This is a genomic window from Posidoniimonas corsicana (genome assembly GCF_007859765.1).
In the GTDB taxonomy this organism is placed as follows: domain Bacteria; phylum Planctomycetota; class Planctomycetia; order Pirellulales; family Lacipirellulaceae; genus Posidoniimonas; species Posidoniimonas corsicana.
On the sequence record NZ_SIHJ01000001.1, the window covers coordinates 1,709,229 to 1,732,745 of the forward strand.

General features: G+C 67.7%; 19 protein-coding genes and 1 tRNA gene. 9 read left to right on the forward strand and 11 right to left on the reverse strand.

Translation table 11 applies throughout. The annotated features are described in order from the left end of the window. Positions 1-4: 4 nt before the first annotated feature. From KOR34_RS06625 to KOR34_RS06655, 7 genes are all read right to left on the reverse strand, one after another. Entirely contained in the window at positions 5-1,375 is a 1,371-nt protein-coding gene (locus KOR34_RS06625; RefSeq protein WP_228714531.1) for a trypsin-like peptidase domain-containing protein, read from the reverse strand. Between the two features lie 228 nt (positions 1,376-1,603). After that, positions 1,604-2,005, reverse strand: coding sequence for a hypothetical protein (locus KOR34_RS06630; protein ID WP_146563332.1), 402 nt, complete (start codon positions 2,003-2,005; stop codon positions 1,604-1,606). 107 nt (positions 2,006-2,112) lie between these two features. Further along, complete coding sequence (gene polX / locus KOR34_RS06635; protein ID WP_146563333.1) at positions 2,113-3,864, reverse strand: DNA polymerase/3'-5' exonuclease PolX; 1,752 nt, start codon at positions 3,862-3,864, stop codon at positions 2,113-2,115. 48 nt (positions 3,865-3,912) lie between these two features. After that, a complete protein-coding gene (sthA, locus tag KOR34_RS06640; protein WP_146563335.1) occupies positions 3,913-5,412 on the reverse strand; it encodes a Si-specific NAD(P)(+) transhydrogenase in 1,500 nt (499 codons plus the stop codon). A 159-nt stretch (positions 5,413-5,571) separates the two neighbouring features. Continuing rightward, positions 5,572-6,324 (reverse strand): MOSC domain-containing protein, encoded by a 753-nt coding sequence (locus KOR34_RS06645; protein ID WP_146563337.1) that lies wholly within the window; start codon positions 6,322-6,324, stop codon positions 5,572-5,574. Positions 6,325-6,359: 35 nt separating this feature from the next. Next, positions 6,360-7,043 carry an HAD family hydrolase gene (locus KOR34_RS06650; RefSeq protein WP_146563339.1) on the reverse strand — a complete coding sequence of 228 codons (684 nt, stop codon included), beginning with the start codon at positions 7,041-7,043 and terminating at the stop codon, positions 6,360-6,362. 72 nt (positions 7,044-7,115) lie between these two features. Continuing rightward, entirely contained in the window at positions 7,116-7,637 is a 522-nt protein-coding gene (locus tag KOR34_RS06655) for a peptide chain release factor family protein (RefSeq protein ID WP_146563341.1), read from the reverse strand. Between the two features lie 105 nt (positions 7,638-7,742). On the opposite strand from KOR34_RS06655, the gene KOR34_RS06660 reads away from it, so the two are divergent. Then, positions 7,743-8,231: a thioredoxin family protein gene (locus tag KOR34_RS06660; protein ID WP_146563343.1), complete on the forward strand. Its 489-nt coding sequence runs from the start codon at positions 7,743-7,745 to the stop codon at positions 8,229-8,231. 10 nt (positions 8,232-8,241) lie between these two features. On the opposite strand, the gene KOR34_RS06665 is transcribed toward KOR34_RS06660, so the two are convergent. Beyond that, positions 8,242-9,255 (reverse strand): hypothetical protein, encoded by a 1,014-nt coding sequence (locus KOR34_RS06665; RefSeq protein WP_146563345.1) that lies wholly within the window; start codon positions 9,253-9,255, stop codon positions 8,242-8,244. Positions 9,256-9,656: 401 nt separating this feature from the next. Between KOR34_RS06665 and egtD the strand changes: the two genes are divergently transcribed. The 3 genes from egtD (at position 9,657) to KOR34_RS06680 (ending at position 13,512) form a co-directional block, all read left to right on the forward strand. Next, positions 9,657-10,634, forward strand: coding sequence for an L-histidine N(alpha)-methyltransferase (gene egtD, locus KOR34_RS06670; RefSeq protein ID WP_146563347.1), 978 nt, complete (start codon positions 9,657-9,659; stop codon positions 10,632-10,634). A gap of 28 nt (positions 10,635-10,662) precedes the next feature. Further along, positions 10,663-11,943 carry an ergothioneine biosynthesis protein EgtB gene (gene egtB, locus KOR34_RS06675; protein WP_228714532.1) on the forward strand — a complete coding sequence of 427 codons (1,281 nt, stop codon included), beginning with the start codon at positions 10,663-10,665 and terminating at the stop codon, positions 11,941-11,943. 378 nt (positions 11,944-12,321) lie between these two features. Then, on the forward strand, positions 12,322-13,512 hold the full coding sequence (locus tag KOR34_RS06680; protein WP_146563349.1) for a hypothetical protein: 1,191 nt from the start codon (positions 12,322-12,324) through the stop codon (positions 13,510-13,512). A gap of 96 nt (positions 13,513-13,608) precedes the next feature. Here the strand turns inward: KOR34_RS06680 and KOR34_RS06685 are convergent, their stop codons facing one another. From KOR34_RS06685 to leuC, 3 genes are read right to left on the reverse strand one after another with little or no spacing between them, the layout of a single operon-like run. Beyond that, positions 13,609-14,562, reverse strand: coding sequence for a hypothetical protein (locus KOR34_RS06685; protein WP_146563351.1), 954 nt, complete (start codon positions 14,560-14,562; stop codon positions 13,609-13,611). Beyond that, complete coding sequence (leuD, locus tag KOR34_RS06690; protein ID WP_146563353.1) at positions 14,546-15,142, reverse strand: 3-isopropylmalate dehydratase small subunit; 597 nt, start codon at positions 15,140-15,142, stop codon at positions 14,546-14,548. The genes KOR34_RS06685 and leuD overlap by 17 nt, the downstream gene beginning before the upstream one ends. A gap of 50 nt (positions 15,143-15,192) precedes the next feature. Beyond that, positions 15,193-16,605 (reverse strand): 3-isopropylmalate dehydratase large subunit, encoded by a 1,413-nt coding sequence (leuC, locus tag KOR34_RS06695; RefSeq protein ID WP_146563354.1) that lies wholly within the window; start codon positions 16,603-16,605, stop codon positions 15,193-15,195. A gap of 223 nt (positions 16,606-16,828) precedes the next feature. Between leuC and KOR34_RS06700 the strand changes: the two genes are divergently transcribed. The 5 genes from KOR34_RS06700 (at position 16,829) to KOR34_RS06720 (ending at position 23,515) form a co-directional block, all read left to right on the forward strand. Beyond that, positions 16,829-16,901, forward strand: a tRNA-Lys gene (locus tag KOR34_RS06700). 495 nt (positions 16,902-17,396) lie between these two features. After that, positions 17,397-18,398, forward strand: a complete 1,002-nt coding sequence (locus tag KOR34_RS06705) for a 2-hydroxyacid dehydrogenase (RefSeq protein WP_146563356.1) — start codon at positions 17,397-17,399, stop codon at positions 18,396-18,398. 263 nt (positions 18,399-18,661) lie between these two features. Next, positions 18,662-19,711, forward strand: a complete 1,050-nt coding sequence (locus tag KOR34_RS06710) for a DNRLRE domain-containing protein (RefSeq protein ID WP_197531198.1) — start codon at positions 18,662-18,664, stop codon at positions 19,709-19,711. 31 nt (positions 19,712-19,742) lie between these two features. Then, the gene (locus KOR34_RS06715) at positions 19,743-21,077 is read left to right on the forward strand and encodes a DUF1501 domain-containing protein (RefSeq protein ID WP_146563360.1); all 1,335 of its coding nucleotides are present in this window, start codon (positions 19,743-19,745) and stop codon (positions 21,075-21,077) included. Further along, the gene (locus tag KOR34_RS06720; protein WP_146563362.1) at positions 21,077-23,515 is read left to right on the forward strand and encodes a PPC domain-containing protein; all 2,439 of its coding nucleotides are present in this window, start codon (positions 21,077-21,079) and stop codon (positions 23,513-23,515) included. The genes KOR34_RS06715 and KOR34_RS06720 overlap by 1 nt, the downstream gene beginning before the upstream one ends. Positions 23,516-23,517: the final 2 nt, after the last annotated feature.

Below are 23,517 nucleotides of genomic sequence, written 5' to 3' on the forward strand. Positions count from 1 at the left end.
GCGTCTAGCGGCGGCTGGCGCTCTGCTTGCAGGCGATGTGGCCAAACAGGGTTTCGCCGTCGCGGAGGATGTAGAACTTGACCGGGCCGCGGGTGGCCAGGTTGGCCCGGGTGGTGATGTAGCGGAGGTCCTGCTCGGAGGCGGTCTCCCACTCGTGCATGCCGACCAGGATGTCGCCGTCGCGGATGCCCTGCTTAGCGGCGGGGCCGCCGGGCCGCACGTCGACGACCCGCATGCCGCCGCGGTAGCGGGTGCTGAACTTCTCAAACTCGTCGTCGGGGACCTTGGCCAGGTCCATGCCGAGCAGGTCCCAGGCGAGATCGTCGTGGCGGTCGGCCGGTTGCGAGGCAACCTGCACGCGGCGGCCACGGGCGGCCAGCGAGAGCGAGACCTCAACCTGCTGGTCGTCGCGGAGCACCTCGACCGGCACCGACTTGCCGAGCGACGTGCCCAGCAGGGCGAGCTCGATGTCGAGCGGCCGCTGGGTTTCGGAGTTGTTGACGCGACGGATCACGTCGCCGGGACGCAGGCCGCAGGCAGCCGCGGGGCCGCCGGAGGCGACACGCCGCACCACCAGCCCGGACCCGTCCGGCGTCTGGCCGGCGGTCTCGATGCCGTGCCACTTGTTCTCCATCCGCTCGATGCTCAGCAGCTCGGCGGTGACGCCGAGGGCGGCGTCGACCGGGATGGCGAAGCCGATGCCCTGGGCCCCGGCCCGCACGGCCACGTTGACGCCGATCATCTTGCCCTCGATCGACAGCAGCGGGCCGCCGGAGTTGCCGGGGTTGATGCTGGCGTCGGTCTGGATGAGGTCGTCGTAAGACTGCGTGTCGCTGACCTGCACGTCGCGGTGGAGCTGCGAGATGATGCCGCGGGTCACGGTGTGCTCGTAGCCGTACGCGTTGCCGATTGCGATCACCGACTCGCCGGTCATCAGGTCGCTCGAGGTGCCCAGCGTGATAGTGGGCAGCGGCCGGCCGGCGTTCACCTTGATGACCGCCAGGTCGGTGCGGGCGTCGTGGGCGACTACTTTGGCGATGTAGTGTCGCCCGTCGTCTAGCGTGACGTTGATCTGCCGCACCCCGGCGACAACGTGGTGGTTGGTGAGGATGTAGCCCCGCGGGTCGATCACCACCCCGGTGCCCATGCCGCTGACCTCACGCGACGCCGAGTGCCCGGCGCCGGCGCCGGTCGCGGCGATAACCTTCTGGCCCTGGATGTTGACCACCGACGGCGCGGCGTCGCGGACCGCTCGGACGACCGGAGTCATCCGCAGGTCCGAGGGCTCCGCAGCCCGCGCCGTGATTGGCGCCGCCAGCAGTGTGACGGCGACCAGGGACGCAAGGCGGGCGGCGAAAACAGGTTGGGACTGCATCGTGCGGTGACTCGGGCGGGTGCAAACTTGGGTTCCGCACATGCCAGCAAGGGCAGGGCGCCGGGCGGCACGGCGGCTAGACCGTGTCACGAAGAGTGGGATCGGCCCCCTCTCACGATCGGCTTAAGCCGTACAATTGGGCCCCGTCACAGATAGCCCAGTTTGCCACAGGGTGTTTCCGAAGCACGACTTTCGCCCCATTTCCGAGGTTTGACTGGCGGCCGCCTATCACCAACCGACCGGTCCCGACGCGGGGTAGCCGATCGGTTGCGGCGCGAACGCGGGCCGCACCGGCACCGGCAGGAACCGTCCCGGTGGACCGGGATCGACGTACGGCGGCTGCGACCCCGGGTTGGGGATCAGCGGGCAGTCACGGCACGAGATCGGGCAGTCGCCGCTGACGTAGCAACCAGCCGGTTGCGCGGCTGCTGGCGCTGGCGCGGGCTCGCTGCAGGTGCCGTCGCAAGGCGCGGCGGAGGTGTGCGACGCCGGGATCCAGTTTTCGTTGAGGTAGTCGACACAGTCGGCGGTGATCGACGGCTCGATCGGCCCGCGTGGCAGCCCAACGGTGCAGCCGGCCGCCGGGAACAGCATCGCCGCTGCGGACAGCATGAGTAGGTAGGTTTTCATCGAACAACGCCAACAGGAACCGAGCGACCATCCATGCGCACGTTTCCCCCCGCCTTTGTCGATCGGCGCCAGCGGCCCGCAGCCCCAGCCAAAGCGGCAAACTCGCCCTAATCAGGCAGGTCGGCCGCCTGCTTTGCTAGCAGCGGCTTCAGGTCGCGCCACGCCCGTGTGTTGGCCACGTCCGCGGCTGTCAGCCCCGCGCGGCGGGCCTGCTTGACGCCGTACTGCAGAACGTCCATCCCCTCGGTGTGGTGCGCGTCGCTGCTGATGACGATCGGCACGCCGAGTCGCTTCGCGATGGCGCAGTGGGAGTCGTCCAGGTCGAGCCGGGCCGGATTGGCGTTGAGTTCCAGTAGCTTGTTGTGCTGGGCGGCCACCTCGATCAGCTGGTCGACGTCCAGGTCGTAGGGCTCGCGGCGGTTGATCAGCCGGCCGGTCGGATGGGCGATGATCGACACGCTCGGGTGCTGGACGGCGAACAGCAGCCGCTGCATGATTTTCTCGCGGGGCTGCTTCTGACCGTAGTGCAGGCTTGCGACCACCCAGTCGGCCTCGGCCAGAACATCGTCGTCCAAGTCCATCTCGCCTGACTCGAGGATGTCGCACTCGATGCCCTTGAGGATGACGATGTCGTCGTACTCAGGGCGGAGGCGGTCGATCTCCTCCCACTGCGCCCGCAGCCGGCCCGAGTCCAGCCCGCCGGCCATGGAGACCCGCTTCGAGTGGTCGGTGATGGCGATGTACTCGCGGCCCCGCTGGCGGGCGGCTTCGACCATCTCGCGGAGCGTCGCCTTGCCGTCGGTCGCGTTGGTGTGCATGTGCAGGTCGCCGCGCAGGTCGGCCAGCTCGATCAGGTCGGGCATGCCGCCTTCGGAGGCGAGCTCGAACTCGCCCCGCGCCTCGCGGAGCTCAGGCGGGAAGAGCGGCAGGCCGAGCGATTGGTAGACTTCTTCCTCAGTGGCGCCCGCGACCCGCTCGCCCTGTTCCCCCTCTTCGGTCAGGCGGAACACGCCCCACTCGTTGACCCTCAGGCCCTGCTGCTTGGCGAGGCCGCGGACCTCCACGTTGTGCTCTTTGCTGCCCGTGAAGTACTGCAGCGCCGCGCCGAACGACTCGGAGGGAACCACCCGCAGGTCGACCTGCAACTGGCTGTCGAGGCGAACCGACATCTTGGTGTCGCCGCGGGCGATCACCTCGGCGACGCCGGGGAACTCGCCCAGGCGGTCCATCACCGCGCCGACGTCGGTCGAGTCGGCCAGCAGGTCGATGTCGCCGACGGTTTCCTTGCCGCGGCGGTAGCTGCCCGCCGCCTCGAGCTGCTTGACCTGCCCCAGCGGGCGGAGGTGGTCGAGCAGCGCCTGGACCACCTCATCCGCCGCCGCCCAGTAGATCCGGTCGTTGGCGCGCTCCGCCAGCGCGATGCCGGCCAGGATCGTCTCCTCGGTCTTCTTGCCGAAGCCCTTCAGCTCGCGGACCTTGCCCTCCTCGCAGGCGGCGCGGAGCATGTCGAGCGAGGCGATGCTCAGCTCGTTGTACAGGGCGGCCGCCTTCTTGGGGCCCAGCCCCGGCACGCGGAGCATCGGCAGCACCGACGCGGGGACCTGCTGCTCGAGCTCGGCGAGCATCGGCAGCGACCCGGTCCGCACCAGCGTGGCGATCTTCTCCGCCAGGTCCTTGCCGATTCCGTCGATGTCGGTCAGGTCGGCGCCGTCCGCCACCAGCTGTGAGAGCGGCTGCGGCAGGTCCTTCAGCTTGCGGGCGCCGTTGCGGTAGGCGCGGACCCGGAACGGGTTGGCGTTCTGAAACTCGAGCAGGTCCGCGACCTGGTCGAACACGGCGGAGATCTCGCGGTTGGTCATGCGGCGGATTGTACCACAGCGTGCCGCCGTGGTGACGCCGTCCGACCGCTAGATAACCGGCGCCGGGGACACGTCAACCGTCGGCGCAACCAGCGCCGGCGCGATCGGCGCTGCGCTGGGCTTTTCCGCGTCGCTGGTGAGCGGCGCCGGGGTTGGGAGCGTGTGGGTCAGCCGGACTTTGTTGAGCCCGTCGAGGGCGGCCACCTTGTAGCACTCAGCCATCGTCGGGTAGTTGAACACGGTGTCGCGGAAGTACTCGATCGTGCCGCCCAGCCGCATCACCGCCTGCCCGATGTGGACAATCTCGGTTGCGGTGTCGCCGATGCAGTGCACGCCCAAGAGCTGCAGCGTCTCGCGGTGGAACAGCAGCTTCAGCAGGCCGGTGGTGTCGCCTACGATCTGGCCGCGGGCGATTTCCGAGAACCGGGCGACGCCGGTCTCGTACGGCACACAGTCCTTGGTCAGCTCTTCCTCGTTCTTGCCCACCATCGAGATTTCGGGGACGGTGAACAGGCCGTAGGGGATGCTGTCGCTGGGTGTGAACCGCTGGTTGAACGCGTGGCTGGCGGCCTGCCGCCCCTGCTCCATCGAGGCGCTGGCCAGAGCGGGGAACCCGACAATGTCGCCCACGGCATAGATGCCGGGGACGTTGGTCTGGAAGTTCTCGTCGCACTCCAGCCGCCCCCGCTTGTCGGCGGTCAGGCCGGCCGCCTCGACATTGAGCGCCGCTGTGTCGCCTTGCCGGCCCACGCTGAACAGCACGGTCTCGCCGACGACGCGTTTGCCGCTGGCCAGCTCGACCGCGACGGACGTGTCGTCCAGCTTGTGGATGTTCTCGACCGCCTCTCCCAGGCGGAGCGTCACCCCGAGCGAGCGGGCGTGGTAGACCAGCACGTCGATGATCTCGCGGTCGCAGAACTCGAGCAGGTTGGGGCGGCCGTCGATCAGCGTCACCTTCACGCCGAGCGTGGCGAACATCAGCCCGTACTCAATGCCGATCACGCCGGCCCCTACCACCACCATCGACCGCGGGATGTGGTCCAGGTCGAGGAACTCATCGGAGTCAAAGACCGTGGCGCCGTCGAACGGGATGTGCGCGGGGCGGGCGGGTTTGGTGCCCGGCGCGAGGATGACGTTGTCGGCGTTGATGAGGTAGTGCTCGCCCGGCCCGCCGATGCGGAGCGTCTGGCGATCGACAAACGACGCCTCGCCGGTGTGCACATCGACGCCGTTCCGGTCGAACTGGTCCTGCAGGACCTCCCACTCGGTGCGGCTAACCTGGCCGAGCTTGCGGCGCAGCTCGTCCATGGTGATCTGGCGCTTGTTGCGGTACAGGTCGGGGTACGCTCCGCGCTGCCGGAAGCCGGTGAGGTGGAGGATCGCCTCACGCATGGTCTTCGAGGGGATTGTGCCGGTGTGCAGGCAGACGCCGCCCACCAGCTTCCTCTCGCGCTCGATGATCGCAACCCGCTTGCCCAGCTTGGCCGCCGCGATGGCCGCCTTCTGTCCGCCGGGTCCGCTGCCAACTACCGCCAAGTCGTAACGCATGGTTCCGCTGCCTGTGCCTGCATGGATTGCGGCGTCGCTGTCGACGCCTTGGGCAAGCGTAGGTGTTGGTGTGGGCCGCCGGGGCGCCGCACGGCGGCGGATGCGGCGATTCCCGCGACGCTGCGCCGGCTGTGCCGTTCGTGCCGGTTGATCCGTCGGCTATACGAATGACAGCACGTCGCCGACGCGGAGGACGCCCGGTTGGCTGGCTAGGCGGGTGTTGAGCGCGGCCCGGTAGAAGTGATTGAATACGCCACGCGGCGAGGCCTCCGGCAGGCATGCTTCGCGTCGAGCAGCAAACTTCTTCTGAAAACCTGGAGTCGGTTCGCCCGTCTGCGAGTCGCGGGCAGGAACTGCGCAGCGCTGGCAGACGCCGGTTGGCAGCAGCCGCAGGGCGCCCAGCTGCACCTCTCTGCCAACCAACCGGTCCTCCCAGAAGGGCTCGGGGGCGTCGATCTCAATGTTCGCTCGCATCCGCCGCCGCGTCTCGTCGAGGTTGAGATCGAACCACTGGGCGATGGCCTCCAGGCTGGCGGTGCTGATGAGGGTCGGGCCGGGCGCGTCGGTGTCGTCGGGCAGGCCGCGGAGTTCGTCTTCAACAACGGTGCACACAAGAGAAAGTCTTCCGCCGATCCATCGCCCGACTTCCTCCGCGCCCTGGGGCAGGGGGAACCACGTGCTCTGCTGGCCGTCGCAGGCAAGCAGCACGGCGGCAGCGTCAGCGTCGAACTCGCACCGGATCCGCTGCACCGCCGCGAACCGCTTGGCGTTGACGAAGCGGCCCGCTTCGTCCTGCAGAGCGTAGCGCCGGTCGTGCCGCAGTGCGCCCGAGGCGAGCACCTCAGCCTCTTTGAGCCGCATCCCGTCGAGCGACTTGATGGGGAATACCGTGAGTCGGGTGACGCTCGGCATGCTGTTTGTCGTATCGCGTCAGGAGGAGGTGGGGGCTAGTTGTCGAACCAGGCGAGCAACTCGTCGCTCTGCTCAAGGGTGTCGACAAGCAGATCGGGGTTGCTGCGTGCCAGCTCATCGGCCGACTGCCCGCCGGTCGGGACGGCCACGGCCTTGGCTCCAACCGAGTGGGCGCAGGTGACGTCGTGCATCGTGTCGCCGATCACGACCACCGTGTGGGCATCCTTGGCGCCGGGCTCCCCGTGCAGGCGGACGGCGTGCTCCACCGCGATGGCGGCGATGTCGTTCCGCTCGGTGCAGTTGTCTCCGAACCCGCCAAACGGAAAGTGGTCCCAGAGGCCGTAGTAGCCAAGCTTCAGCTCAGCGGTCTGTTCGAGGTTGCCGGTGAGCAGCCCGATGAGCACGTCGCCACGCTGCCTGAGCGTGTCGAGCAGAGACTCGACGCCGGGGAGCACTCGGCCCACACACTCCTCGAGGGCCGCCGGCAGACGCTCGGCGTAGCCGTTGCGGAAAACGTGCCAGTTCGACTCGTTCACCTCGATGCCGTGCGACCTCATCAGGTCCAGAGCGATCGCCCGATCGCTGCGGCCGGAGAACGAAACTTCCTTGGTGATCTCGTCCACCCCGAACAGGTCGGCAAACGTCTGGGCGAATGCGACCTGGCCTGCGCCGCCGGTCTGGATCAGGGTTCCGTCGATGTCGAACAGGCAGGTCTTCATGCACTTGGGGGAAGGGGAGGGAGGCCAGGAGGTGAGACGCCTGGCAATTCTAGCCGGCGGCGTCCGCTTTCGTCACCGCAGGGGGGGGAGTCCCTGCTGCTCTCGCTGGCTATTGAGCAATTCGAGGGCGGCGGGCTCAATCTTCAGAAACCTTACGAGCTGAGTGCGGCTGACCCCGAGCTGCTCGGCCGCTTCGCGGTCGTCCCAATTGGCGGCGGCCAGGCGGTCCAAGCCCTCCGCCAGCAGGCTGGGAAAGTCGTCATGCGCCGGATTGACCGCTAGCTTCCCTCCCCGGGTCCTGCGGCGCCACAAGTCGGACGGCTGTTGCGAAGTGGTCGCATCCGCTGGGCCCCTGACCGCTAGCGCAAGACGTACACGCAGCCGCAGCAGCGCAATGGCGAGGTTCTCGGCCTGGCTACGCCGCTCGCTAGCTTCGGCGACGACACCGGTTGGGCGGTGGGTGAGCTGGATCGCCGTTTCGACCTTGTTGCGGTGCTGGCCGCCGGGGCCGGACCGCCTCAGGCGACGGACCTCGCAGTCGTCTTTCAGGTCGTCTGGTGAGATTGTCGCCGGGTGGGGCGGATCGACGTGCATTTATTGCGAAACCGTGGCTTGGGGCACAATCGCCCGCAGCGTGGGCGCCGATAGACGCTTTGGACGCCTCATCCGTTTCGTAGTTCTAGCGGGGACTCTTCTGAAATGACACGCCTGTTCATCGTGCTGTTCGCGGCCTGGGCCGCTACGCCGTTACTCGCCGCGGAAACGGGGCAGCAGCCGCCGGCGGCCAAGCACCAGCACACGGCCCCAGTCTTCCGTCACGTGGGCGCGGACGCCGCCTGGCATGCCGCGCAGAAGTCTCGCCGCCCGGTGCTGCTGTACATCAGCTCGGAAGACTGCCGATTCTGCGTCAAGATGCTCAAGGACACCTACTCGCACCCGCAGATTGCCGCGGCGCTGTCGAAGAGCTGCGAGCCGGTGGCTCTGATGCGTGAAGACAACCAAGAGTTGGTTAAACACCTGCAGATCCGCGCCTACCCCACAACGGTGATCGTCGGCGCCGACGGCAAGGAGGTTACCCGTATCGAGGGCTACCTGCCGCCGCAGAAGTTCGCCGAGGCGGTGTTCGGCCCGCCGCGGCAGGCTCAGCACGCGGTGCGTCCCGCCGCCGCGACGGCCCCTGCTCGCTAGCAGGCCGACGCTAGCCGATCGATACCGGCTCGCCGACGGCGGGCGCCTCGGGAAGCGGCGCCACGACCGCCGGGGCCTCGGTCGAGCCGTCCAGCAGCCGCACGCCGTTGGGCGCCTGCGGGTCGATCTCGAAGCTTACCGGGTACCGGAAGCCCTCTGGGGCCTTCGGCGCCAGCCACGGCAGCCTGCGGCAGATGCGGAGGGCGGTTTCTTTGCACGCAGGGCCGAAGCCGTCGAGCTTGGTCGAGTGGAACGACCCGCCCAGGAGGTTGCGGAAGTGGCGGTTCGCCAGGTAGACGTTGTTCTTGCGGACCGCCCGGCGGGTCATGTGCTCGGTGGACAGCGAGATGTTCAGCCCCGACGTGTTCACCACCCGGTGCGGCGTGTGCTGCGGCCAGGTGATCATCTGGCCCGGTTCGACATCGTACACCTCGGCGACCTCGTCGAGCTCGGGCCGGTACTCGACCTCCTCCGCAGCGTCGCCGATGAGCACGCTCTCGATCGTCGAGTCCGGCAGCACGCCGGTTTCCAGCGGGTAGACCCACACCCGCTTCTCGCCGCGGATGTGCCACAGCATGTTCACCGGGCAGTCCATGTGGTAGTAGACCAGCGCGGTGGGGGACGAAATCAGCAGGTTGGCCGACCTGTTGAACGTTGACAGGCCGGGGGCGGTCGCTTCTAGCTCGTCGTAGAGCTGATTGACCAGCGCGTTGTACTCGGGGTGGAAGTCCATCACCCGCCGCAGGTTCAACCACAGGCGGCCGTCACGCACCGCTTGCAGCAGGGTCGCGGCGTCGTAGTGCCCGGCGTCGCCCTCCCGCCAGTCGCCGCGGTTATTGGGGTCCACGCCCATGGTGTTGACCCCCAGCGCGCTCCGCGGGTGGGTCGTGAGCGTCTGGATGAGCCCCTCATCGGTGAACAGGTCCAGCTCTTGCAGACGGTGCCCGGCGACCAGGTTGCCGCGGTTGAGCAGGGCGGTTTGCGCGTGTGACCAGTTGTCGAGCAGCTGAGTGTCGCGTGACATGGGTTTCCCAGACGAGGAGTGAGCGGGCGGGCTGTTTCGGACAAGTCTAGTACCCAATTCGAGGGTGCGCAGGCGTTTGTAACCCAACTAACCGTGGCAACCGGCGCTAGCCTCCGAAGGTTGTCTGGGCGCGGCACGGCTAGTAGACTGGCCGCGTGCGGGGCCCCGTCGGCGCCAGTGCAGGTCCGACCGTCCTTCTGTTCAGAGATCTGCTAACTGGGCAACAGCGCAGTAGCTGCCTAGAACTCCGGTAGCCATGGGATTCGACCGCGTTTCCGTGGGGCCGCGGCGGACTTTGCAAGCGATTGGCACAGCCGTTGCTACTTTGGCCGCGGCCGCCGGGCCAGCAGCCGTGTGGTTTCCCTCCACCCTCCCGAACTCATCCGACGCCGAGCTACTGAATGTCAGCCATCGACGCCGCGGTCTCTACTCTCCAGCAGCTTGCCGACCCCGCCGACGACTTCCGCGCGGACGTTCTGGCAGGGTTGATGGGGAGCCCGAAACGCATCTCCAGCAAGCACCTCTACGATAAACGAGGTTCGGAACTCTTCGACCGGATCTGCGAGCTTGAGGAGTACTACCCGACCCGCTGCGAACTCGAGATCATGCGTCGGCACTCGGGAGAGATTGCCGAACAGTTTGCGGGTCCGGTTCACCTCGTTGAGTTCGGTAGCGGCAGCAGCCTCAAGACCCGCTTGCTGCTCGACCATCTTGACCCGTGTTCGACCTACCTGCCCGTCGACGTTTCTCGTGAGCACCTCGAAGCGAGTTGCGACGCGCTGCGGGCCGAATACCCGGGCCTCGCCATCCAGCCGGTGTGCGGCGACTTTACTGAGCCGCTGCCCATGCCCGAAGGTTTGGACCGGTCCGCGCCCACTGTGGTCTACTTCCCCGGGTCCACCATCGGCAACTTTGAGGAAGCCGCGGCGGTCGGGCTCTTGAGAAACATCCGCGAGATCGCCGGTGAGGACGGGCAAGCGCTGATCGGCGTCGACCTGCGGAAGGACGCCGCCGTCGTGCACGCCGCCTACAACGACCGCGAGGGGGTGACCGCCGAGTTCACCAAGAACCTGCTGCGGCGGATCAACCGGGAGCTGCGGGCGGACTTCCAGCTGCAAGACTTTGACTACCACGCGCACTACAACACTCACAAGGGGCGGATCGAGGCGGCGCTCGTCAGCCGTCGGGACCACCGGGTGAGTGTCGACGGCCAGCCGGTCGCGTTCGGCCGCGGCGAGGCGATCCGGACCGAGTACTCACACAAGTACACCATCCCACAGTTCGCGGCGATGGCGGAGCGCGCAGGGCTGGAGCTCGCCCGCCAGTGGAACGATACGCGACGCTACTTCGCGGTGCTGCTCCTGCGGGCGGCCCGCTAGCCGCCGGGTTATCTACCGAAGGGATCACGTGTCACTGCTTACCGAACCCCAGTCGGCCACCGACCGCTTCGAACGTGTCCGGCGGTTCACGGAACAGTTAACGGCCAACATCGGGCCCGAAGACTCCACCATCCAGTCGATGGCTAACGCCAGCCCGGTGAAGTGGCACCTCGCGCACACGACGTGGTTCTTCGAAACATTCGTGCTCAGTCGGGTCGGTGGCCATGAGCCGATCGACCCCGCATTCGAGTCGCTCTTCAACTCTTACTACAACACCGTGGGTGTGCCGTTCCCACGGCCGCTGCGGGGCGTGCTCAGCCGCCCGACCCTCGAGCAGGTCCACAAGTACCGCCGGGCAGTCGATCAGCGGTTGGGTGAGGCGATCGCCGAGGGGCTCTGCCAGCGGGACGCCGGCGCCGAGCGGATTATCGAGCTGGGCCTGCAGCACGAGCAGCAGCACCAGGAGCTGATCCTCACCGACATCAAGCACGCGTTCTCGATCAACCCACTCCAGCCCGCCGTGCTGCCCGGTGGGCTAGACAACGAGCCGGCGTCGGAGACGCCCGACGACGGTTGGACCTCGTACCAGGAGGGCCGCCGTGAGATCGGCCACAGCGGCGATTGTTTTGCCTACGACAACGAGTCCCCACGGCACCCGGTCTGGCTCTCGCCCTACCGCCTGAAGAACTCGCCGGTGACCTGCGGCGAGTTCCTGGCCTTCATCGCCGACGACGGGTACCGCCGGCCCGAGCTGTGGCTCTCGGAGGGCTGGAACACGGTGCAGGCCGAAGGCTGGAGTTCGCCGATCTACTGGCGCCGCGACGGCGACAGCTGGAGCGAGTTCACACTGGCTGGGCGGGTCGCCCTCGACCTCAACCGCCCGGCCACCCACCTGAGCTACTTCGAGGCCGACGCGTACGCCCGCTGGGCCGGCGCCCGGCTGCCGACCGAGGCCGAGTGGGAGGCCGCCGCCCAGATGCAAGCCGTCGAAGGGAACTTCGCCGACGTGCTGATGGCCGACGGGCTGGCGCCGCACCCCGCCGCGCGGCGTCGTAGCGGTGGACCGCTCCACCGGCTCTTCGGTGACTCGTGGGAGTGGACCTCCAGCAGCTACTCGCCCTACCCAGGGTACCGCCCGCCCGCCGGCGCGCTCGGCGAGTACAACGGCAAGTTCATGTGCAATCAGTACGTGCTGCGTGGTGGTTCTTGCGCGACCTCTTCGGACCACATCCGCCCGTCCTACCGCAATTTCTTTGCGGCCGACTCGCGCTGGCAATTCGCCGGCGTCCGCCTGGCGGCGGAAGCATAGCCCAAATGACCGCCGTCCAGCGGCGCTGCGCCCGACCTGGGCGATCTTGAACCCCGGCCTGCTTGCTCTGCTTTCCGCGCCGCTGATGCGTGGGCCGCCACCTGCGTATCGACCGACCAGCATCAGTGCTCGCCGCGCGCTCACTCTTCTCATCGTATCGGCCCCACGCGAGCCGCTGCCCGGCGTTGGTCGATAGTTTGCGGCTCAATCTGGCGTGGCTAGCGCCGTGCTGGACGCAAGCGCGCCGGGCGGCACGACTGGCATGCCTATTGCATCCCTTCGTCGACCACTGAAGGACGGCTGCCAGGCGACAAGCGACCCGGGTGGATCGCCCACGCAGCCCAGCAAACTGAACCACACTTGTGAAAGGGGAATAGGATGCGTATCTATCACTTCTTCAGCACGATGCTGCTGGCTGGCGTTGTCACGGTTGGCGTCAACGCGCAGGACGGCATCGAGGACATCGGCGGCACTCTGAGCCGTGGCGCGAACGACCTGGCTGGCAAGGCCCAAGTGACCGGCGACGCGGTCCGGGACACGGCCCGCAACACCGCCCAGGCCACCCGTGATGCGGTTGGTGATGCCCGCCGCGGCGCCGCCGAGAGCCTCGACAACGCCCGTCGCGACGTCCGCGAGTCCACCCAGGACGCCCGGGAGCGTTCCCGCAACCTCCGTCCGCGAGATCTTGACGCCAACGCTCGTTCGCGTGCATCTGTCAACTTCGACGACGCCGACCGCAATGCCGACTGGCGGTTTGTCGAACGCAATGGCGCGTGGTGGTACCGCACGCCGATGAACACCTGGATGGTTCAGCGTGATGGTCGGTGGGTCAACTACCAGGGCGCCAATCAGCGTCAGTATGGCCAGCAGGGCTACGCCGATAGCCAGGTGGTGACCAGCCAGTACGAAAACTACCAGGCGCGCACCGGAAACACCCAGGCCGGCTACGATCAAGAGTATCAGAACGACTACGCAAATCAGCAGGCGTCGTACAACTCGGCATCGCAGTCGCAATCTCAGGTTGGCCACCAGGAGTGGATGTGCATTGACGGCCGGCGTCGGTTGGTGACGGTCACAAGCGTCCGCACCATCGGGGACTCACGCGAGGCCGGCACAATGGACCAGGGTCAGCGTCCGCAGCCTGCCGATCGACAAGACGGCACGGCCTACAGCGAGCGGGACTCGCAGCGCTACACCGCCGCGCGTCCGCTGACGCCCCCGCCCGCTCCCTCCGCCGACCGCGCCGTGAACCGAGGCGATAACGTGAACGTGCCAGCCGCGCCTTCGCGTGAAGCCATCATGGGCGCCGCGGCCGGCGCTGGGGCGGCGGCCGCGATCGATTCCGGCGACAACGACCGCTGGGATGCAGACGCGGATGCCGAGGCTCGCACCGACGCGGCCGTCGATGAAGCGTCCGCTGAGGCGGGCGCCGAGATTGACGCCAATGGTGAAGCCGAGGCTGATCTTGATATGAGCGACTCGGCAGAGGGCGCCACGCCGGATGTGCCGTCTAACACCGACACGGACGCCCCGCTCGATATGAACGCGGACGACGGGGACCAGGAGTAATTAAACCCCCTGTAGGTTAGGCCCCCCTTAAGGACCGAGACGAAACCCGGGCGGATCTTTGATCCGCCCGGGTTTATTTATGCGCTGACCGGTCAGCTACAACTCTTGAACGACCCGCAGCAACCGGCCGCCGCCTGACTCGCCAGCCTGCAGCAGCAGCGCCTCGCCCTCGGCGCCGAACGCCACCGCGAGCAGCCCGGGCGCCTGGACGATGGGCGTCGCTTTCGCCGCGGGGCGGCCACTGGCGTCCACCGCCGCATCGATGCGGTACAGGCCTTCCGCCGGCTCTTCGCCTTGTGCGGACCCGATCACGTAGAGCAGCCGCGCATAGGGCCGCGGTTGGCTCCCGTAGGTGACCGCCCAGATTCTCTCCAACCCCGTCTCGTACCGGGCGAGCGGTTGGCCGGCCGTCGGATCGGACTCGAAGAACTCAACCGCCCCGCCCGAGGCGGCGGTGAGGTAGCCCTGGGGACTCTCGCAGAGGGCATTGATTGCGCCGGATAACTCGGCGGCGGTGCGGAACCGGCTCAGCAGCCCCGAGTTGTGCCGCGCCTTGAGCATGAGCGTGGGGTTCTCACCGGCCACCGCGTACAAGAATCGCGCGCCACGGCTCAAAGACCTCATCGGTGCGGCGACGGCCGCTTCTTCCTCGTCCAACCGCCGCACGCTGCTCAGCTTGGCCGCTCCGGTCGACTGCAACGCGTAGAGGGCAACCGCCGGTCGCTGCAGTTCGACGCTGCTCCACGCGACCACGAACGCCTGCTCGGAAAGGTAGGCGACCGCCATCGGCGTCGACTCGCCGGCCGCCAACTCATCAGGCGGGGCGGGAACCACCACGCGGTCGCCGCCCGTAGCGCTCCACAGCTTCACCGCCGCGGGGTCCCGCTCGGCGATCAGCACGCCTCCCGCCGGGTTGGGCGAGGCGGCCAACGCCACCGGCGCCCGCAACCCGTCTAGCAGCACCCGCGTCTCGGCGGCGAGGAGCGGCGTCGCCAGAATGAGCAGCGCCGCGGCTGCCAGCGGCACGCAGCGGCTAGGCGCCGGGTTCATTGCTCGCCTCATAGGCGGAGATCTTGTGCTCGTGCTCGAGGGTCAGGCTGATGTGGTCCAGCCCATTGATCAGGCAGTGCCGGCGGAAGTCATCGACCTCGAACGGCGTCTCAAAGCCGTGATCGTCGGTGAGCACCCGCTCGTGCAGGTCGGCGGTCAGCTTGTACTCGGGGTGCTTTTCGGTGCGTTGGAACAGCTCTTCAACGTGGTCCTCGCCGAGCACGATCGGCAGCATGCCATTCTTGAAGCAGTTGTTGTAGAAGATGTCCGCGAAGCTGGGCGCCACGATCACGCGGAATCCGTAGTCTTCCAGCGCCCACGGCGCGTGCTCGCGGCTCGACCCGCTGCCGAAGTTGCGGCGGGCTAGCAGAACGCTGGCGCCCTGCGCCTCGGGCTTGTTCAGCTCGAAGTCCGGGTCCTCGCTGCCGTCCGGCTTCTTCCGCCAGTCCCAGAAGAGGAATTCGCCGAAGCCGGTCCGCTCAATCCGCTTGAGGAACTGCTTGGGGATGATCTGGTCGGTGTCGACATTGGCCCGGTCCATCGCGACGACTAGGCCGGTGTGTGTGGTGAAAGGGTTCATGGCTTTCAGCTAAACGAGGTGTATAGAGAGGGCGACGCAAGAGTGGGCGTTCAACCCCACTCACGCACGTCGACAAAGTGACCCGCACAAGCGGCCGCCGCCGCCATCGCCGGGCTGACCAGGTGGGTCCGCCCGCCACGGCCCTGGCGGCCTTCGAAATTGCGGTTGGAGGTCGACGCGCAACGCTCGCCCGGCTCCAGCTTGTCGGGGTTCATCGCCAGGCACATGCTGCAGCCCGCCTCGCGCCACTCGAAGCCGGCCTCCTTGAAGATCTTATCCAGGCCCTCGTCCTCCGCCTGCTGCTTCACCACGCCGCTGCCCGGCACCACCATCGCGCTGACGTGCGAGGACACCTTCTTTCCCTTGGCGACCGCGGCCGCGGCCCGCAGGTCCTCGATGCGGCCGTTGGTGCAGCTGCCGATGAACACGCGGTCGAGCTTGAGGTCGGTGATTGGGGTCCCGGCGGCGATGCCCATGTACTCCAGCGCCTGGGCGGTGGTCTTCTGGTCGGTCGGGTCGGAGAAGTCGGCCGGGTTGGGGATGCTGCTGTTGACGCTTGCGACCTGGCCGGGGTTGGTGCCCCAGCTCACCTGCGGGGCGATGTCCGCGCCGTCAAAGCGGAGTGACTTGTCGTAGGCAGCGCCCTCGTCGGTCGGCAGCTTCTTCCACTGGGCGACCGCCTTGTCCCAGTCGGCGCCCTGCGGCGCGAACTTGCGTCCCTTGATGTACTCGAAGGTGGTCTCGTCCGGCGAGATCATGCCCGCCCGGGCGCCCGCCTCGATCGACATGTTGCACACCGTCATGCGGCCCTCCATCGACAGGCCGCGGATGGCGTCGCCGGTGTACTCGATGCAGTACCCGGTGCCGCCGGCGGTGGTCAGCTTGCCGATGAGGTACATCACCAGGTCCTTGGCGGTAACCCCAAAGCCGAGCTCGCCGTCGACCCGCAGCTCGAGCGTCTTGGGCTTCGACTGCAGCAGCGTCTGGGTAGCGAGCACGTGCTCGACCTCGCTGGTGCCGATGCCGAACGCCAGGGCGCCAAACGCCCCGTGCGTCGAGGTGTGGCTGTCGCCGCACACGATGGTCATGCCCGGCTGCGTGTAGCCCAGCTCGGGCCCCATCACGTGGACCACGCCCTGGTTCAGGTGCCCCAGCCCGTAGTACTGGATGTCAAACTCGGCGCAGTTGGCGGCCAGGGTGTCGATCTGCTGCTTGGAGATCGGGTCGGCGATCGGCAGGCTGCGGTCGGTGGTCGGCACGTTGTGGTCGGCGGTCGCAATGGTGCGTTCCGGACGCCGCACCTTGCGGCCGGCCAGCCGCAGGCCCTCGAACGCCTGGGCGCTGGTGACCTCGTGGACCAGTTGCAGGTCGATGTACAGGATGGTCTGGCGGCCCTCCTCAGCGTGGACGACGTGGTTGTCCCAGATCTTCTCGAACAGCGTGCGTGGGGCCGAAGCGGTCATGTCAGTCGGGTATGAGGAAAGGGGAGGGGGCGGCGTGCCAGAGCCAATCAAAGACCCTCAGTGTAAACCGCGGGTTCGCCCACGGGTAGCCGGCGGCCCGAATGGGGCTAACGCCCTGCGGGCTTTGCGGTTAGAATGCGAACCTCGCGGGGGCCGGCACGTGTCCCCGCAGTGGGCCCTCGCCGCGATGGCCCCCGCTGCGGTCCCCCGACCGCCGCTCAATGAGCCCGTAGCTCAGTCGGTAGAGCAACGGACTTTTAATCCGTGGGTCGCGCGTTCGAGTCGCGCCGGGCTCATTACTTTCTATCCGTATCCGAGAGGGTCTCACCTTCTCGGTTCCGTCACTTCCGTCTCTTCCGGGTCAGAGGCGCCAGATTTGACGCCTCCGCTCAACCGGACCTGCGGCGCCTCTTGAGCGGAGGCGTTGTTTGCCGGATCTCTTCGGCCAAACCTGAGGCCGCCAGTCTCGACATGTTAGGACATCGTCGTCTGGACCGCCGGTCGCAATACGCGTGATTCACGTCACGCCTGGCGAGGAGCCGCACGCACTCGAATGCTTCCCATGCTTGATGCGACTATCACGGGCTGTCCTTCTTGCCGTGTGCCTAGTGCCCTGCCGCAACCGGCCGGTGGGCGCAGAATGACTGACGCTCAGCCGCGTCGCCGTCGCGGTCTGGCTGGATCTGCTGTATACGGTGTCCCAGGGACCTAGGTCCATTGTCGATCTGCCGCACCGTCTGAATACCGGGTGAACGTCGCGGGTGGGGCGTAGTCCTGTTGTCGAGGGGCCGATGAAGATTGTCCGCTGCGACCGTGAGCTCGAAACGCCGCTGGTGGATCAGACGCTGAGGGATTGGGGGCATGAGCTGCTCTTGCTGCCCGAGGACGTATCGGAGGACGGACTGTGCGCGGCGGCAGCCGATTGTGAGCTGCTGCTGATGTGCTACACGCCGGTGTCGGCCCGGGTGCTGGACGCGGCGCCTCGTCTGCGGGGTATCGTGAAGTACGGTGTTGGGATCGACGCGATCGACATCCCGGCGGCCCACGCCCGCGGGGTCGCGGTAGTGAACATCCCGGGCTACGCGGAGGAAACGGTCGCCGAGGCCGCGTTCGCGATGCTGATTGCGCTCGCCAAAAAGCTGCCCGCGTTGGGGCGGGTCATGCAGTCGGACGGCTGGGCCTGGCCGACCGAACAGTGGTTGGCGTCCGACATTGCTGGAAAGACGCTTGGGATCATCGGCTGCGGCAAGATAGGCGCCGCGCTGGCCCGGATGGCGGGGGCGGGCTTCCGCGCCCGGATCGTTGGTTACGACCCCCACAAGAGCCCCGAGGAGATGAACTCGGCCGGCATCGAGCCCTACGACGATCTGCACGCAATGCTCACCGAGTGCGACTTCGTCTCGCTCCACGCGGTGCTGTGCGACACGACACGCGGCCTGATCGGCGCGGCCGAACTGGCCGCGATGAAACCGACCGCCGTGCTTGTGAACACGGCCCGCGGCGCGCTGGTGGACGAGGCGGCGCTGCTCGACGCGCTCCGCCACGGCCAGATCGGCGGCGCCGGGCTGGACGTCTTCAGTCAAGAGCCGGTCGACCGCCAGACCCATCCGCTCCGTGAACTCTACACGATGGACAACGTGATGCTGCTCCCGCATCTGGCGTTCTACACTGCCGAGGCAATGCGCCGCCTGGAGTTGGAGACGCTCGACCGCTGTCGAGAGATTATCGGCGGCCGGCCGGTAACGATCCTCTCAAACGACCCCCGCCTGCGGATGGGCGCCGCGACGCGCTGACCCCACGCGTTGTGTGGTTGTCACTCTGCGCATGTTCACGCGCTCATTGGGCAGCGCAGCGAACAAGTGGGAAGCCAGTGCAAACGCTGCGCGAAGAATCGGTGAATCCAGCGTGCCGTGGTCGCATTCGCACGGCCGGCGCCTAAACTCATCGTCCAATCGTCCTCACGCGGCCGAGTCATCCCCGCTCGCCGCCGCACCAGAATGGCTACCTTCGAGAGGCTGCCGTGCACTGCCTTGCCATGCGATCCCGCTGGATAGCGATGCTTCTACCGGCCCTGGCGCCAACCTGTTTGTTGGCGGCCGACGCCGACCGCGGGGTGGAATGGGCGCCGGTCTGTGGCGATTGGGAGGTGCGTATCGATGGCGGTGGCGAGATTTACCACGCCAACCTCAACCTTGAAATCACCAAGGGGCCGGCGGGCGCGCCGGTCGCGGGGACGATGAAGAGCGAGGGGCGGACCGGCCGCCTCCGCTCGGCCAAGCGGAGCAAGACCGCGTACACGCTCACGTTTGCGACCAGGCGGTCGGGCGTGCCGACCGAGGTCACCTTCGCGTTCAACCGGGTGGGCGGAAAGCTTGTCGGCGAGGTCGACTTCCAATCGGGCGGCGGCGGCCGGTCGTACGAGTTCGAAGCGACCCGACTGGACGCAGCGCCGGCGGCGCCCGCCGTCACGACTCCCCCCAAACAACCACAGCCAGTAGCGGTGCGGCGGGTAGCTTTTCGGCAAGGAGAACAGGGCTATAGCGGCGCTATCGACACCGAAATCTGGGGCATCGCGCCCAGCAAGTCGCTGGACCGTCAGGGCACGATGACCAGCGACTCGAACAACGGCGGCGGCGAGAGCCAAGTTTTGATGCGGTTCGGCGGCGTCATCGGCGACGGCGAGCATCAGGTTCCCGCCGGCAGCCGCGTCCGCTCCGCGAAGCTCACGGTTGTGGTGTTCGACCCGGGCACGACCGTGTTCCTGCACCGCGTGCTCGCCCCCTGGGACGAGTCCGCGACCTGGGACCGCATGTCGGGCGGGCTGCGGGCCGACGATCTAGAGGCCAGCACGCTCCGCGACGGGTTCAGCTTCGGCGAGATCAACATGGACCGACAGCTGGTCGAGTTCGACGTGACCGCGACCGCCCAGCGGTGGGCCGACGGCGAGCCGAACTACGGCTGGGTGTTCATCAACACCGGTGGCAACGGCTGGGACTTCTACTCGAGCGACTGGGTCGAACGCGACATCCGGCCCCGGCTGGAGATCGAGTTTGAGCCGCGCGGCCGGGCCGCTGACACGCCGGTGGCCGGGCTCGACCGCCGCTAGCAATTCACCCCCCCCCTCAAGAGGCGAAAGCATGAAGCGTCAACCTCACTCCTGTTGCGGCCCCACCGGTCACGTCGGGCGTCGCGAATTCCTGCAGGTCGGCGCGCTAACCACGCTGGGGCTTACCCTTGGCGACTTCTTCCGGCAGCGGGCCGTCGCCGAGGCGATATCGGCGGCCGCGCCGCGCTCGTCAGGACCGGCGTGCGACTCAGTGATCCAGATCTACCTGCCGGGCGGGATTGCCCACCAGGAGTTCGTCGACCCGAAGCCGGCGGCGCCTTCGGAGTACCGCGGCGAGATGGACTCGATCCCCACCTCGCTGCCGGGCGAGCGGTTTAACGAACTGATGGTCAAGACCGCCGGGGTCGCTGACAAGCTGACGGTGGTGCGTTCGATGACGCACACCGAGGCGGCCCACGAACGCGGCACGCACAACATGATCACCGGCAACCGCCCCAGCCCGGCAATTGTCTTCCCAAGCATGGGCAGCGTGGTCGCTTCGGAGCTAGGCCCGCACAACGAGATGCCCAGCTACGTCTGCGTGCCGGGGCTGACCAGCGAGTACGCCGGCAGCGGCTACCTCAGCTCGGCGTTCGGGCCGTTTACTCTCGGCGCCGATCCTGCGCGGCGCAGCTTCAAGGTCCGCGACCTGGCGCTGCCGGAGTCGGTCTCCCCCGAGCGATTCGCCCACCGCCGCGGCCTGCTGGCGTCGGTCGACGAACACTTCAAGACCATGCAGCAGTCGCCGGCTATCGACGCGGCCGACTCGTTTTATCAGCGGGCGTACGACATGCTGCTCTCACCCTCTGCCCGCGAGGCGTTCAACCTCCGCGCGGAGTCCGGCGCGACGGTCCAACGCTACGGTCGCAGCCAGGCGGGCGCCCGGATGCTACTCGCGAGGAGGCTGATTGAGGCCGGCGTGCGGTTCGTATCGCTGAACTACGGTGACTGGGACACGCACACCTACCACTTCCGCACCACCGAGCGCATCCTGCCGCCGCTCGACCAGGCGCTCGGCGCCCTGATCGGCGATCTCGACGAACGCGGCATGCTGGACCGCACGCTGGTCATCGTGTGCAGCGAGTTCGGCCGCACGCCGATGGTCAACGCCGGCGCCGGCCGGGACCACTGGCCCCGGGTCTTCAGCACGCTGATGGCGGGCGGGGGGCTAAAGCGGGGCTACATCCACGGCGCGTCCGACGCCTTGGCGGCCGAGCCAGACCGCGACCCGGTCTCGCCCGAGGACCTCGCCTGCACGATCTACCGTCTGCTGGGCGTCGACGCGACGAAGGAACTAATGGCTCCGGGCAACCGTCCGCTGGATATCGTCGACGGCGGGCGGGTGGTGAGAGAGCTGATCGCCTGATGCTTGAACTCATCCAAAGACATAACGCGGGCGCTTGGCGCCTCATGCGGGTCGTCTGCTGTCAGACAGCGGCCGTCGTGTTGATCGCCGCCAGCGCAGTCGCCCAGCCGCCGGAGATTGAGGGCTTTTCTCCGCGGGGCGTGCAGCGCGGCGCCGCCGTCGAGCTGGCGCTGGAGGGAGATCGACTCGACTCCGCGAAGAGCCTGCTCTTCGACCGACCTGGCGTGCGGTTGGTTGAGTTCCGCTCGCAAGGCGAGGGGCAGGCAGTCGCTGCGTTGGAAGACGGCAATGAGGCTACGCTTGGCGAGCACCTGTTCTGGGTCGTAGGGTCCGGCGGCGCGTCGCACCCGCAGGTGCTCCGCGTCGGCCCGTACCCCGTCGTTGAGGAAAAGGAACCCAATAACGATCTAGCGTCCGCCCAACGCGTTGAGCCGTCGGGTGAGACAGTAGCCGGCGTCATCGAGGGCGCAGACGTTGACGTGTATCGGGTTGAGCTCGAGCCGGGCCAGCGGGTGTCGGCGCAGGTCGTGGCGATGCGGCTGGGTGGGGTGTTCTTGGACGCCCACCTGGAGGTCGTCGGGCCAGACGGCCGGGTGCTGCAGGCGATGGACGACTCGCCTGTGCTAGGGCACGACCCGCACCTTTCGGTCGTTGCCGAGCAAGCCGGGACCCACTACTTCCGCGTGCGCGACGCGGCGTTCGACGGGGAGTACCTCGCGAGCTACCTGCTGCATGTGGGGCCGAGTTGCCAGCCTGTAGTCGCCTACCCGTGCGGCGGGGCGCCGGGCGAGTCGCTGTCGGCCCGATTGATTGGCGACGCAACCGGCGAGATCCACGCGACGGTTCCGTTGCCAGCTCAATCGGATGGCTACACTGCCTACCGCCACGACGACCGGAACGGCGCGCCCTCTCTGCTGCCCGTTCGGCTGCGGGTGGTGGGCCTGCCAAACGTGCTGGAGGACCCAGCCGGCGTGAGCGAGGCGGGGCAGCCCCCGGTAGCGTTGAACGGCGTGCTGTCGCAGTCGGGTGAGATCGACCAGTTCGGCGTGAACCTGACGGCCGGCGACCGCATTCGACTCGAACTGTTTGGCGCCCGGCTTGGTTCGCCAATCGACTCCGTCCTGCAGGTCATGGGCCCCGATGGCCGCGTGATCGCCAGCAACGACGACGCGGCCGTGCACGACAGCGTCGTGAGCTTGACCGCTGCGGAGAGCGGCCGGCACGTGGTGAGCGTACGCGATCACCTCGACCGGGGCGGGGAGACTTTTGTCTACCGAGTGGAGATCGACACACCCCGCCCCAGCCTGGTGCTGGCGGCGGCCGGCCCCCACGCGTCGCTGCCCGAGCAGGCGCAGGGCATCACGCTCGCGCCCGGCGGACGCACCGCGATGCTGCTCTCCGCGACACGCGGTGGGTTCCACGGGCCGGTCACCGTCGAACCGTCCGGGCTGCCAGTGGGCGTGACCGCCACGATTGAACCGCTGGCCGCAGACTCGCACCTTTGTCAGGTGGTGTTCGAAGCGAGCAGCGACGCCAAGCCGGGGGCTGCGCTGGTCGGCTTCCACGGTATTGGCCACACCGGCGCCATCCCGGTTGAGGGCGGGCTTCGACAACGGGTCGGCCTGGTCCGTGGCCAACCCCGCCGCGCGGCCTACTACGGCGTCGACACCGATCGCATGCCCCTCGTGGTGACCGAAAGCCAGCCGGTGAGCATCGCGGTCGTGCAGCCAAACGCCGCGCTGTCGCAAGACGGGCTCATGGAACTGGACGTGCGGGTTGATCGCCAACACGGGTTCGCAGGCTCGGTCACGCTTACGGCGCTGCGGCTGCCCGGCTGGGTGGAAACCAGCGAGGACGAGGTCCGCATCGGGGCGAAAGACTCGGCGGGGCGGTTTCCGCTGATCGCGTTGGACCGCGCAGCGCCGGGCGATTACCCACTGGTGTTGATCGCCACGGCGCGGGTCGACGGCGCCGAGGTCTGGACCAGCTCACAGCGTTTCACGGTTCGTGTGGAAGAACCATACGCCGTGATACAGCTTGAGCCCGGCTCGGCGTCCCAAGGGGCAGAGGCCGAAGTGCACTGCACGATCGACTGGCAACGTCTGCCAGAAGGGGAAGTCAGAGCCAGGCTGCTTGGGCTCCCTAAGCACGCGGCCGCGCCTGAAGTCACCCTCCGCTCCGGCGCCACCAGCCTGACGTTTCCGTTGAAGGTCGGCGACCAAACGCCCGCTGCCGTCCACAACACGTTGTTTGTCGAGCTGTCGATCCCAGAAGCGGGCGAGCGCCGCCGGGAGTATCACGCCCGGGGCGGCGTGTTCGAGGTTCTTAGGCGGGGCGCGCAGCCGCAGGACCTGCGGAGCCGGTTGGAGATCCTCCGGCAGTCGGCCGGCTCGACGGTCGATACGACCAACCTCTCCGTGCAAACTTCAACGGACTAGCG